Origin of the sequence: Paenibacillus sp. H1-7, assembly GCF_022354825.1 — a bacterium.
Taxonomy (GTDB): domain Bacteria; phylum Bacillota; class Bacilli; order Paenibacillales; family NBRC-103111; genus Paenibacillus_S.
Genome location: NZ_CP031168.1, coordinates 7314254 through 7327317, shown reverse-complemented (window position 1 = coordinate 7327317; position 13064 = coordinate 7314254). Strand labels below are relative to the sequence as shown.

Annotated in this window: 14 protein-coding genes; 11 read left to right on the top strand and 3 right to left on the bottom strand. The window is 53.8% G+C overall.

Translation table 11 applies throughout. From position 1 onward, the window contains the following. The first annotated feature begins 6 nt into the window (after positions 1-6). From DVH26_RS32360 to DVH26_RS32310, 11 genes are all read left to right on the top strand, one after another. Positions 7-1350 (top strand): P-loop NTPase family protein, encoded by a 1344-nt coding sequence (locus DVH26_RS32360; protein ID WP_239629595.1) that lies wholly within the window; start codon positions 7-9, stop codon positions 1348-1350. Between the two features lie 5 nt (positions 1351-1355). Then, entirely contained in the window at positions 1356-3017 is a 1662-nt protein-coding gene (locus DVH26_RS32355; RefSeq protein ID WP_239629593.1) for an ATPase, T2SS/T4P/T4SS family, read from the top strand. A 1-nt stretch (position 3018) separates the two neighbouring features. Then, positions 3019-4014: a hypothetical protein gene (locus DVH26_RS32350; protein WP_239629591.1), complete on the top strand. Its 996-nt coding sequence runs from the start codon at positions 3019-3021 to the stop codon at positions 4012-4014. Positions 4015-4037: 23 nt separating this feature from the next. Next, on the top strand, positions 4038-4931 hold the full coding sequence (locus DVH26_RS32345) for a hypothetical protein (RefSeq protein ID WP_239629589.1): 894 nt from the start codon (positions 4038-4040) through the stop codon (positions 4929-4931). Between the two features lie 156 nt (positions 4932-5087). Further along, the gene (locus DVH26_RS32340; RefSeq protein ID WP_239629587.1) at positions 5088-5330 is read left to right on the top strand and encodes a hypothetical protein; all 243 of its coding nucleotides are present in this window, start codon (positions 5088-5090) and stop codon (positions 5328-5330) included. Continuing rightward, positions 5327-5725 (top strand): hypothetical protein, encoded by a 399-nt coding sequence (locus tag DVH26_RS32335; RefSeq protein WP_239629585.1) that lies wholly within the window; start codon positions 5327-5329, stop codon positions 5723-5725. The genes DVH26_RS32340 and DVH26_RS32335 overlap by 4 nt, the downstream gene beginning before the upstream one ends. Positions 5726-5730: 5 nt before the next feature. Continuing rightward, positions 5731-6225 carry a hypothetical protein gene (locus tag DVH26_RS32330; protein ID WP_239629583.1) on the top strand — a complete coding sequence of 165 codons (495 nt, stop codon included), beginning with the start codon at positions 5731-5733 and terminating at the stop codon, positions 6223-6225. Between the two features lie 29 nt (positions 6226-6254). After that, a complete protein-coding gene (locus DVH26_RS32325) occupies positions 6255-8090 on the top strand; it encodes a hypothetical protein (protein WP_239629581.1) in 1836 nt (611 codons plus the stop codon). A 32-nt stretch (positions 8091-8122) separates the two neighbouring features. Further along, entirely contained in the window at positions 8123-8767 is a 645-nt protein-coding gene (locus DVH26_RS32320) for an S-layer homology domain-containing protein (RefSeq protein WP_239629579.1), read from the top strand. 412 nt (positions 8768-9179) lie between these two features. Continuing rightward, positions 9180-9947, top strand: a complete 768-nt coding sequence (locus DVH26_RS32315) for an alpha/beta hydrolase (protein ID WP_239629577.1) — start codon at positions 9180-9182, stop codon at positions 9945-9947. Between the two features lie 13 nt (positions 9948-9960). Next, the gene (locus DVH26_RS32310; RefSeq protein ID WP_239629574.1) at positions 9961-11151 is read left to right on the top strand and encodes a M24 family metallopeptidase; all 1191 of its coding nucleotides are present in this window, start codon (positions 9961-9963) and stop codon (positions 11149-11151) included. 126 nt (positions 11152-11277) lie between these two features. Here the strand turns inward: DVH26_RS32310 and clpP are convergent, their stop codons facing one another. The 3 genes from clpP to DVH26_RS32295 are packed head-to-tail and all read right to left on the bottom strand — an operon-like array spanning position 11278 to position 12856. Then, entirely contained in the window at positions 11278-11865 is a 588-nt protein-coding gene (gene clpP, locus DVH26_RS32305) for an ATP-dependent Clp endopeptidase proteolytic subunit ClpP (protein ID WP_239635559.1), read from the bottom strand. A gap of 32 nt (positions 11866-11897) precedes the next feature. Further along, positions 11898-12248, bottom strand: a complete 351-nt coding sequence (locus DVH26_RS32300) for a hypothetical protein (RefSeq protein ID WP_239629571.1) — start codon at positions 12246-12248, stop codon at positions 11898-11900. Beyond that, positions 12245-12856, bottom strand: coding sequence for a winged helix-turn-helix domain-containing protein (locus tag DVH26_RS32295; protein ID WP_239629569.1), 612 nt, complete (start codon positions 12854-12856; stop codon positions 12245-12247). The genes DVH26_RS32300 and DVH26_RS32295 overlap by 4 nt, the downstream gene beginning before the upstream one ends. Between the last annotated feature and the right edge of the window lie 208 nt (positions 12857-13064).

The window sequence follows — 13064 nt, the reverse complement described above, 5'->3', positions numbered from 1 at the left end:
TGAACATTGAATGCTTATGTAGTATCCGCCGACCGCAGGCTGATAGAAGCGCTGAAGCAGTCCGGCGATTACGGCGCGGTCATTTCGGTATCCAAGGAAATGATTGCCGTTCTGCTCCTGGAAACGGAGGAGCGGGGAGGAGCGGCCGGCTCGAAAGCACATCCTCAGCCGGCTAAGACCTCGGCAGGCACGGCCGAGAAGGCTTTGCGCTATGGCGGCGGCGAGCATCGAACTCCAGGGCAGGACTGCTTGACCGAGACTGTAATGTCGCCGGGTGATGTCTGGGTTGTAAGCGACGAACAGCTCGATATTCACGAGGCGGTAGCTTTACGCCTATGCTTTCTCAACAATAAATTTCTGTATTTGTTAAGCAACCATTCCGATTCCCATTCCATGAAGGCGACGCAAAGCCTGTGTGCCGCCCACGGCATAAGATACGTTCTGCCGTTTCATACGCCCGAGCAGGTAGCAGGTCAAGTCGGGTCTATCTGCTTTGCGCGGGAACAGCGGACAAGCAAAGTGATAACGGCGATAGGAATGCTGCCGCAAATGGGACTGACCTCCAGTTTGTTACGCATTGGGACGACGCTCTCCCGATTGTCGGGGATTCGAGTCGGCATCTTGGGGTTGAACGGCTGGAATCCGGGGGATAGCGGGCTGAACTATTCAGGCAAATATTTGGACGAGCTGTGGGGCGGCCTGCAGGGCCGGCAGCTGCAAGGCGGGGAGCTTCGCGGCAAAATGCAGCAAATTGCAACTGGAGTCCATTATTTGGCCGGCAACCGGGATATGAAGAAGCTCTACTATTATCATACGGATGGGATCTCCTGGCTGATAGAGAAAGCCCGGGAGTGCTTCGACCTCGTTCTGCTCGATGCGGGCAGCTATCCCGATCATGCGCTGGCGGCGCAAAGCATCCACTCCGCCGACCTCCTGCTCGTGCAGACGAATCAGAGCTTGCAGGCGAGAGAGCAGTGGAATCGAATGCTTGAGCATATTTTGCAGCCGGTGTTCCATCTGGAGGAACGGCAAACTATGCTCGTGTTTAACCGGATGCTCCGATCTCCGGAAATGGAGAACGAGAAGCAGCTTTCGCGTCAGCTGAACATGCCTTATATCGGAAGCTTGCCTCAGGTCGAGAGCTTTTACCGGTGCGAGACGGAACGAAGCCTGTTGGTGCAGCAGTGGCCAGAATATGAGAAGGAGCTGCAAAAAGTGTCTAAAGCGATACTGCACTATTATGATGTTCCGCTCGCGGCCGTTCAGAGCAAGGAAGCACTTGCTCCTGCTACGCTGAATTCGCCCAAAGGGTCATGGCTGCGCTGGATGAAGCCGGTTAAGGGGGCTTGATAGCTGTGGCTTTGTCTATGGGCGACCGGCGGCGATTTCATATCGGGCAATTTCATCTGGACACGGCAGCGGATCCAGCACCTCCGGTGCCGGCACCGCCTTCGGCGGACGTATCGGCTGGCAAAGGAGGCAAGCCGCAATTCGAGCAGGTGTGCAGAGCTTACAAGGAACTGGTCGGCGAACGGTTCGCAGGAGCCGTGCACCGGGGCGAAATGTTGACGGACGAGGCTCGCACGGATGAGGCGCAAGCATTCGTCGAGCTGGAGAACAAAGCGATTATCGGCGTTCCGGAAACCGTATCGGCCATTATGGAGCAAATACAATCGTACGTCGATCAGAACGGCTTGTACCAGGTCGAGCTGCCCGACTATTATATCGGCCTCAAGCAATATGCGAGGGAGGAACAGAGGCGCTATTCCGATATTACGCATGCGATGTTTCACGAAATATACGGCTTCAAGGCGCTAGCCCACTGGCAGACGTACCCCGACAGCTATGCGGCCCAGATTATCGGCACCTCGATATGGATTCATCATAACGGCCGTCACCGGAAGATGCCGTTTCAGTTTTCCTCCACCCAGGAGGTGGATAAAATTATCCGAGCCCTAACCCGGCAAAAAGAAGACGCCATCGTTAACCTGTACCATACGACGTTGGAGGTCGATCTGTACACCGGGGAGCGGGTGACGCTTACGGTAAAACCGGATGTTCGCCACGATGTCATTACTTTCCGCCGGTTTTTGATCGGCAGAGTGACGGTGGACGATTTGGCCGACGACCGGCGCCGGACGATTCCTCCGGAAGCGGCAGACTTGTTCAGGGGAATTTCCAAGACACACTGCAACTTTTTGGTAATCGGCCCGCCAGGGACGGGTAAGTCCACTACGCTCAAGGCTCTGATCGCCGAGCGGGCGGATTATTATACGGGGGCGATTATTGAGAAGCACTACGAGCTGGCGGCAAGCCGCGATTTCCCTGAGAAAAAGCTGATTGAACGCGTCACGCACGAAAATACGTTCCATCATGCCATGGATCAGGTGCTCCGTTTCGATGTCGATTACGCCATTATCGGAGAAGTGAGGCGGGTAGAGGCGGAAGGGGCGATGCTCGCTTGCGAACGGCTGCTCAAAGGGTTCGGCAGCACGTTCCATACATGGAAGCCCGAGACGGTGCCTTCCCAGTTCGCAAGGCTGCTGTGCGGCTTGAATCCCGGCGTCAGATTCGAGGAAGAGGAGAAGCGGGTCGCCGAAAATATCGATATCCTGATCGTTCAGACGCAGGATCCGGGACGAACCCGCAAAAGAATCAAAAGCGTTATGGAGCTGCGCTACAACCGGCTGAACGGCCAGATTAGCACGCATGAGCTGATGCGCTGGAACGAGAGGGACGATACGTGGTCGTACCGTATGGATTTGAGTGACCGCTTGCGCAGCGAGATGCGCGAGGTGCATCAAGAATGGGCCGAGATTACGGAGAAGACGTTAAATCGATTGGCCCAAGCTTCACCTATACCGGATGACGTCGGGATCACGGTGTATAATCCGGCGGATGCCGACCCGCTCCATCGTATAAGCGTAACTTTGGAGCGAATGCGCGAAGCGCCATTTGCGGATAAAGCGTCTGCTGCTAAGCCAGCAGCAGATTCTGCGTTCTGCGGGGGAGGATAGGATGACGGCCGTATACCCGCTCGTTCATATGACCGTGCTTGGCTTGTCCGCATGGCTGTTCACCCATGGCTTGTACAAAACGCTACAGCCGCTTCTTCGTTATCTGGGCGCGTTGAAGCGCACGGAGCGGCGTCATAGAGCGGAAATGAGGCTCCTGCGCAAGCAGAGCGAAGAGCTTCATGAACCCGGGTGGATGCTTGTCCTATGGCACAGGATGTACAGGGAGCTGGAATTATTGCTGAAGGCTGTGCAGGGTGAGCGATTCCACGATTTTACGGTCCAACGTTTTGTTTTACTGGATGTATCCACTGCCGTCTCGTCCGGCATCATCGTGTTTTTTGTTACTTCCGACTTACGGTTCAGCTGTTTTCTGAGCGTACTTGTTGCTGCTGCACCATGGGCGTATTACCGGCTGAAGCTGCGTAATATCCAAATCCAGAGCGGTTACGATCTGGCGGAAGCGGTCGGGATTTTATCCAGCAAGTACAAGGTGACCAGAGGCAACATGCGAAACGCGCTGCAGCTTGCGAGTCTGGAGATCACCTCTGTGCCGATACGGCGGCATTTTATGAACTGGATTCGGGAGGAGCTGAATTATGTAGATTCGCGGGAGATGGAGAAGGCGATTGAAGAATTCATCTACAGCATCCAAACGTCGTTCGCCAAGCAGCTGGGCCTGACCGTGCTCAAAGGGTTGCTGCGCAGCGAGAACGTCGAGAGCACTCTTACCGCCATCGACAGGAACATTCACAAGCAGATCGATATGCTCCGGGACGAAGGAGATTCGAGCTCCGAGGTTTTGCAGCTGAGCTGGCTGCACGTCATTCTGTTTCCTCTGCTTATTGTCATTATGATTATTTTTATGGGGTATAACAGTACGATTCATTACCAGCTCGGGACGGAGCAAGGGCGATTTTGGCTTACGGTTACGCTCTGCTTCATCGGAGGCTCGCTGCTGCTTGCGCTTTGGTTCCGCCGTCCGCCCAATGATTATTGACCGGAAGTGAGGTGATGCGTTTCATGCAGCTGCAGCAGCAATTATATGCCATAGCAGGCGGATTGTTAGGAGTGCTGATCTGTCTTATTTACGCCTATGCGGCGTATTTGGTTCACCGTCGACTCCGTTCTCCGGTTTCTCTTCAACATATGACCCGGCTGCAGTATATGCAGCTGAGACGGTGGCTGCATCATCCCGAGCTTGAACGAAGGTTAGAGCAGACGGGATATCCACTTAGGCTGAATGCCTGGAAAATCCAATCGATTCGCTACGGCACCGCGTTCGTATGGATGATGAACAGCTTGTACGATGCGGCTTCCAATTGGGAGGAGCTGGATGCAGCGGGTATTGTGCTTACGTTCTGGGGACCGGTCGTTATGCTGCTTGCCACCAATACAAAGGCATCCCTGCTTACCTATGCGCTGAGCAAATGGAAGGAAGTCGATGACGGCGAGAAAAACAGGGAGCTGTTCATGATCTACAGCATGATTGCCGACGAGCTGAAGAGCAACGGAAGGCGAAGGCTGAATTTACATACGCTGTTGACGAAGCTGCGCGATTATACGGTTCGTATTAGACCTTCCTTGAATAAAGGGCTGCGTCTCTTCGATGAGGGAGCGCAAACCGCGCTTCAGGTCATAGCCGACGATATCGGAACGAGGGAGGCCAGGGAGCTGTGCAAGCTGCTTGCCGATTTGGAGCTCACGCCCCCCGAGGATGTATCCGCCTTAGTCGATACAAGGGAAGAGAGCTACACGCAGATGCTGCGGGAAAACCGCCGAAGGCAGCGCAAATTTTTCGGAAGCTTAGCATACGGGGCGGCCTTCAGCCCGCTGCTCATTTATTTGTGGAATGCGCTGAACATAGCTCAGCAATATGTTACGGACTTGGCGCGGAGCACGAACCATTTTGGCTGAGAAGATTCACTGGTAGTTCCGGGGCTAGGCTTAAGCATCGTAGGTCGTCTATTGGTACCAATTAGATATAAGCGATAGGCGAGTGGTGATAGCGCTGAGCCCGATCTTATTAATAAACTGATCCCATTCGATGTGGAAACGAGGAGCGAATCAATAATGAAACCGGCATTGGAAAAGTTTTTAATTATCGCGGCTACACTGGCCGCCATAGGTATATTTATTTTTGTTGCATTGTGGAGCTCGATCAAGGAGAAGAAGACGCAAATGGACGATCTGTTCAACAATACAAACGTCCCGACAAGCTTCCATTACCAGATGAAGACGGCACCGGAATACGCCGGACTTATTGAGAATGACACGCTCCCTTCAAGCAATGATACCGGCACGTTAATTACATGAAGCAGGCGTTGGTGGAGATGCTGACCGTGTACATCCTTATGCTGCTGCTGTTTCAGCCGGTGCTGCACGATATTTACTCGACTCGGGCGAATGCCGTGGAAATGGTGCTCGACAGTGCGATTCAAAAAGCGGCGAGCTCGGATCACGGCAGGTTTACACCCGAAATCGTTGAGGAAATGCGGGGGACGCTCGTGCACACCTTTTTGCTGGACGAGAGCGATATCCGTTTTAGCGGAACTACGGAGCTGACCCCGCGCGGGGAATATATCGAAGGGACGCTTGCGGTCAAGAGCACGCCCCGTTGGCTGTTTCGCAGCATGTTCGGGAGCGCCGACCGGGACCCCCCGGAAATTGTCCGCTATGCCAAGCAAATGAGCGAAGCGTGGGTCCGGTGATGTAAATGAATCGTGTGCTTTTGCTGATGTTTGTTGTTCTGATGTTTTTATACACAACCGGCTACGAAGCCGACCGCTATGTAACCACAACGACCCACAACCGGCTTAAATTCTCGCTGAACCGGGGAGCTCACGATGCGGCGCTGCAAGTGGACAAGGAACGGCTGGCGGAGGGGGACATTGTATTCGAGCGCGGTTTGGCGCGAGCGGTGTTTGAGAAAGGGCTGGAGCATAATTTGCAGCTGGATTCCAGCGGCAATCCCCGGGCTAGTACGCTTCTTCAGTGGAAGCCCGTCATTGTGTTCGAGGATTATGTAGATGACAGCACGCCGGGAGTAGCGTTCCCCTTCAGCTATGTACGTGAAAGCGAGCACATATACCAAGTGCTGAAAGGCCCCGCCGTCATTTACAGAGTGAAGGTGAGGCTCCCCAGAACTCATGCCTGGTCTTATGTTGGCGATGTTTACAAGAACGTTATCTATGAGTATCCGTTAGAATGACCGGATATAGAAAAGTAGAGGTGAATGATTTGATACGAATGCAAGGTAAGCGAACGTTGGTGCGGCTGCTGCTAAGCGGAACGCTGCTGCTGCCGATACTGCCCACGGGTTTAGCTTATGCGGCCTCGTCCGTCCCCCCCGCTCCAAGCGCTATTCGCGTTGACAATAAGCTGGCGCCTTCCGTTGATACGGTAGTCGTTAGCGGTTTATCGCCGGGAGATGTCGTCAAAGTGTATGCGGACGGCGGGGCGGCCGCCCCGCTCGGAACGGCCACAGTAAGCTCCGGCTCTACGAGTGCTACAGTATCTGTTAATCAATTAGGTGCCCTCGGAGGGCACATCTATGTGACGCTGACACAGCCGTCCTATTCGGAGAGCCGGCGTATTGTCAAATCGTTCCCCGCCGAACCGATATCGACAGCGCCGGCAGCGACTTCGATTCGCGTGTCCAATCAGGCAGGCGGTTCCGGTGACCAGGTGACCGTGCTTGGGCTGCATACAGGGGATCAGGTGAAAGTGTACTCCGATTCTACGAAAAGAACCATGCTGGGTTCAGGCACAGTATCGAGGGCTACAACCGATGGAACCGTTATTTCCGTAAGTCCGCTGGATTCTGCGGGCGGAGTCATTTTCGTAACGGTGACCGAGCAGGGGAAGAGAGAGAGCAGGCCGACGGAGAAAGCTTACGAGGGAGAGGCAGTTTCGGCTAAACCGCTCATTAGTCAAATCAACGTCGTTAACGAACTGGGGGGATCGAGCGACCGTGTCATCGTTTCGGGATTGAAACCGGGCGATACGGTCAAAGTATATGAATCCGACCGTTCAGCCACTCCGTTGGCTCAAAAGACGGTTGCGCCAGGTTCTACGGTAGCGGACGTACCCGTGGCTATTCCTTCGACGGACGCGGGCAAGCAAAGCCTATATGTCAGCGTGACAAGCCCGCTGCTGCGCGAAAGCGGCCGGGTAGCCAAGCAGTACCGCCTTGAGCCGGTAACATCCGCCGTAGCCCCAGGAACGATCGTTGTAACGAATGAGGAAGCGGGGACGGAGGACCGTATTGAAGTCATAGGGTTACAGTACGGGGACGTTGTCAAAGTGTACGGCAGTCCGACCGACTCGCTTGTCATCGGATCAGCCAGCGTAGGAGCCGATTCGTCCAGGGCGGTCATTCGGATATCCCAATTGGGGAGGGAGGCAGGCTATGTGTATGTAACCGTCACCTCCCAAGGAAAGACCGAGAGCGGACGCACTATGAAGGTGTACGCTGCCGAACAGGCAAGCGCGGCACCTAGCAGAGAGGATATTCGAGTCAACAACGGGGTCGGAGCGAATGATACGGTTACCGTAACAGGTCTTCAACCAGGCGATCTAGTGAAAGTATATGCGGATGAGACGGCATCCGGAGCGATAGGCAGCGCTGTTGCGGCCAACGGCTCTACATCGGCGGTTGTCAGCACTGCATTGCCAAGCAGCGGATACGGGATTGTATATGTTACGGTTACTCGGGCACTTGAAGAAGAAAGCGCGCGAACGCCCAAAATTTATAATGCAGAACCGGTTACGCTCCCCGTATCAGCGAATCTTATTCGAGTAGTGAACAGCACGGATACGAGCGGCAGCGATGAAGTGTCGGTTCTGGGTCTTCAAGCCGGTGACACGGTCAAGATTTATTGGGATGCGACGAGCCTGACACCGATGCAGACTTTGCTCGGTACCGATGCTGTAGCGACCGTTAGCGAAGGCTCGTCTGTAGCAACCATTAGCAGGCTGCCCCTTAAATCCGCTGGAGGTACTCTATACGTGACGGTTACGTCCATAGAGCGCCGGGAGAGCGGCCGGACCTTAAAAGTCTATGAAGCTGAATAAACGAAATGCTTGAAAAGGAGAATCTGACCACTATGTTTCCGATATTACGCAGAAAAAGAAATAAAGTGAAACTGATGTTTGCCACAGCCTTCATCGTTGTTCTTCGCCGGACGGCATACGTACTGGCATTCATTACATTGCCTTTCACCACTATGCCTCAGGTAAGCCAGCACGCATATGCGGACTCAAAAGACAGCAGCTTCAGCGATATAGAGGGACATTGGGCGGAAAAGCCGATATTGGAGGCTTTATCCGAAGGGATGGTGTCAGGCTATGAGGATGGATCCTTTCAGCCCGACCGTTCGGTTACCCGCGGTCAGTTTGCAGCGATGCTCGCAGCATCGCTGCACATTCCCGTCGCTGCGGAAACGACGGACGAAAATGTCCAATCGGCATATCTTCAGTCTCTTCGAGATATTGGCATTATTGATGATGCTTGGGCTTCTGCCGAGAAGCTGGACAGCGAGCTGTACCGCTCGGAGATGATTCGGCTCTCGCTTGCCGCTCTTGATCCTGCAGCGGTCGAGCCAGAGCCCGATAATCAGAAGACTAAAGCGGCGGCTGCAGGGCTAATCGATGGAGGGAGCGAGGTAGAAGCGGTGGCGGACCGTGCGGTTACACGGGCGGAAGCCGTAGTTGTGCTGCAGCGTCTGCAGCAGGCCGTACATCCTGCCTAGTGCCGGCTGGATTGTGGATCTTTGGAATCGGATTAACTGCTTAAAATGCAGCCTTATCGTCGGTGCGATAAGTGCTGCGAATGGAGTATAAATGGAAGCATCCATAATAGTAATTGTAGGAAACACAAGTGAGGCAGCAGAAGGAAGTCCTGAGTTTCGCGCCGGAGCGCGGCACAGGGCTTTTCTCTTTTATCACAACCGATTCATCGGATACAAAATTACATTGGGAGATAAAAACTACCTCTAATGCGGTCGCTTTTTAGTGAAGGTTGGCAGAGGCTTTTACTTAGCGGTTTTATTCACCGTCAAGGAACGTTACTCATTGGGATATCAATATTGAAAGCGGTGGAGAGATGGGGTACTCTTACAAAAGAGACGAAGCTTCAAGGCAAACGGAAGGGAGTGACACGCAATGGCTTTTATAGATTGCCATTTTTTCTCAGAGACGCTTGGGGTCACAGCCTCGATGTATGTGATCCTGCCGCAGCCGACGACAAGACAGATCGGAATGACCGCTCAACGTGTGAAGAGCAAGCATCCTACCTTGTTTTTGCTTCACGGCTTGTCGGACGATCATACGATATGGCTAAGAAGGACATCCATCGAACGCTTTGCTTCGCAGCACGGCTTGGCCGTCGTTATGCCGGCGGTGAACCGCAGCTTTTATACGGATATGGTTCACGGGTATAAGTATTGGACCTTTATTAGCGAAGAGGTTCCAGCATTGGCGAGATCCTTTTTCCCGTTATCCGAGGAGCGCGAAGACAACTTTGTTGCAGGCAATTCGATGGGTGGTTATGGTGCGTTGAAGCTCGCTTTAACTTATCCGGAACGGTTTGCCGCTGCAGCCAGCTTATCCGGTGTCACGGATGTGGCCCAGTTCGTCGGACAGCGCTCACAAGAGTTTCAGCACGTATTCGGGGATTTGGAGCAGGTGGAGGGCAGCCGTCACGATGTGTTCCGTCTCGCGGAGGATCTCAGTCGTCATAACGGCCCAAGACCGCTGCTGTATCAGTGCTGCGGAACGGAAGATTTTCTGTATGAAGCGAACGTCCGTTTTCGCGATCACTGCCATAGTTTGAACCTGGAGCTGACGTACGAGGAGGAGCCGGGGAGCCATGATTGGGCATATTGGGACTGCAAAATCCAATCGGTTTTGAATTGGCTGCCGGTTAGATAGAAAGGAGTACAGCATGAGCGAATACATACAGAGGGTGGAACGGCTGCAGGAGCGGCTGGTGCAGCAGCGGTTGGACGGCTGCATGATCACGCAAAACATAGATCTGTATTATTTTACCGGTTCGATGCAAACCGGGTATTTATTTGTTCCGAGCGAGGGCGAGGCGGTATTTTTCGTGCGGCGGAGCGTCGTGCGCGCTCAGGATGAATCGGCCCTCCAAGTAGAGCCGCTGGGCTCGTTTCGCACCTTCGGAGAACGGCTTGCCTCCATGTTCGCTGCGCCATTCGGACAGGCCGCATCGCGGCGTCTGAAGCTGGCCGCCGAATTCGACGTACTGCCGGTGCAGCAGCTGCAGAGGCTGCAAACGGTGCTTCCGGACGTCGACTGGGTAGACGGCTCGATGATCGTTCGCGAGCTGCGCATGATCAAGTCGTCATCCGAGATCAAGCTTATTCGTGAATCGGCGAGAATCATCGATCTGGCGTTCGAACAGGCGATAGCAGCGCTAAAGCCGGGCATGACCGAGCTGGAGCTAATAAGCGGCATCGAGCTGTTCATCCGCCGGCACGGACACATCGGAGTCATGCGGATGCGCGGTTACAATCAGGAGGTCATCACCGGGATGGTTGGAGCCGGGGAGGCGGCCGCTATGCCGACCTATTTTGATGGTCCGGCTGGTGGACAAGGCTTGAGTGCCGCCGTGCCGCAAAGCGTGAGCCGCCGCCCGATTCAAGCCAATGAGCCGATCTTAATCGATATCGGCTGCTGCATCGACGGGTACGTCATCGACCAGACACGTACCGCGGTTATAGGAACGCTGCCTGACGATCTGGTTCGAGCCTATGATACGTCCGAACAAATACTGCGCAGCGTAGAGGCGATGCTGAAGCCGGGCCAAATATGCGAGCGGCTGTATATGCATTCTTTGCAGCTGGCCTTTGATGCAGGGCTAAGCGACCATTTCATGGGCTATGGCGACGATCAGGTCAAGTTCCTCGGCCACGGCATCGGCCTCGAAATCGATGAGCTGCCGGTATTGGCCAAAGGCTTCAGCTATCCGCTGCAGCCCGGTATGGTCATTGCTATCGAGCCCAAGTTCACATTTCCGCAGCGCGGCGTGGTCGGCATTGAAGACAGCTACGCGATCACCGATTCAGGCTTTGAGCGTCTGACCGTATCGAGGGAAGGGCTCATTGTCGTGTAGCGAGAGCGTAATGCATAACAGTAAAAGCCGATATGACGGAGAATTGCGCCGTCATATCGGCTTTATTGTTATCGGCTGCCGATGCGGAGCACAGCTCGTGCAAGCATTCAGCCTATGCCGTAACCATCAGCCCTGTACGCGCTCGATCACTTTATCGATCAGCCCGTATTCTTTGGCTTCCGCAGCGGTCATAAAATAATCGCGGTCCGAGTCGCGTTCTACCTTCTCGTACGGCTGGCCCGACGTTTCCGCGATGATCCCGTATAGCACACGGCGGGTTTTCATAATATTGTTGGCACGAATCTGAATATCCGACGCCTGGCCTTGGGTACCGCCCCATGGCTGATGGATCATAATTTCCGAATTCGGCAGCGCATACCGCTTGCCTTTGGCTCCGCCGGTCAGCAGAATGGCGCCCATGGACGCAGCGAAGCCGACGCATATCGTGGAAACATCCGGCTGGATGAACTGCATCGTATCATAGATGGCCAAACCTGCCGTGGTGGAACCGCCCGGGGAGTTAATGTACAGATGAATATCCTTCTCCGGATCGGCTGCGGCCAGAAAGAGCAGCTGTGCAATGATGCTGTTAGCCACCTGATCGTTGACCTCGGATCCAAGAAACACGATGCGATCCTTCAACAAACGCGAATAAATATCATAGGAGCGCTCTCCGCGACCGTCCTGTTCGATAACAACCGGAACATAATTCATCATCTGATATCCCTCCAAACGGATTTATAATGTTATGCCGCAAGACATTGAATATCGGTGCTGCGAGGACGTACGCCCCTTTTGCCTCCAAATCCGGACGACACCATAATCAGCTTAATTAACGGTTCGGTGTTTCCAGGACTTAGATGCCATTCATTGACGAGTGTTTCTTCGACCTCTGATGCCTTTTCTTGACCGGCTCGATAGGCGTCGAGATCCACTACCTGCTCTTTACCGGCAGCTGATGAAGCTCCGGCCACACGATCAGCCTGCTTTCTTATAACCAATAGAGGGGATGAAACGGGCTGAATCTGCTCTTGTCCGGCGGCGCATTCATTGTTCCGCAGCTCTTGGGCTGCTGTTTCCTTCTTCTCATTGCTCATTCGGATCGATCTCCTTCCGCAGCTTTAGGATAAACGGCAAGCATAATCTGATACTGTGCGGTGTTGTCTCCGCTGCCCTCAGCCGCCTTCGCGTATTTCGCAACCAGCTTCTTCATCGTATCGACGTAATCGGCGATAAATGCCTCTCGTGCATCCTGGTCCTTGAGCGGGATTTGAAGCTGCAGGGTGGCGCTTGGAATTTCCGTGCCTTTCTCCGAATGGTCCATGAGAGTTACGGCGTCCTTTTTCATCTGTTCGGCCGTCGTGATGAGCTGGGCTAAGGAACCGTGCTCCTTCAAACGCTCGATGGTCTCTTCCGATAAGCTGAGCGATTCGGCGAGAACGAAGGTTTTGGCTATGGCCTGGTATAAAACCTCAACAAGATTGCGCACTTGTCTTGTTCCGACCTTGCGGATGAGTCCCGTCTTCTCCAGCGCCTTAATATGGTAATTCATTCGCTGCGGCGGCTCGTGAAGCATTCTGGCCAGCTCCGCGGCGGAAGCGGGTTCGGCCAACCGGGACACGATATCCGCCCGAAGTGGATTAAGCAGAGCTACCGCCTGCTCCGGCGATTGCACGAGACAGCTTTCCATTATAGGTTGCTGCACACCATACCGACCTCCATACAACATTATACTAACGTAAAAATATTTTATTACGTATTTTGTTTTTTGTCAAAAGGGCATTTGCCTCTTTTTTTTGAGGTGACAAATTGGTTTTTAAGTAAATAGGCGTGCACTCATTGAGTGAACGCCTGTTAGCCACGCCGAATTATCACGGGTCTGCCTCCGTTTAAGTTTCATTAAAGGTTTCTTT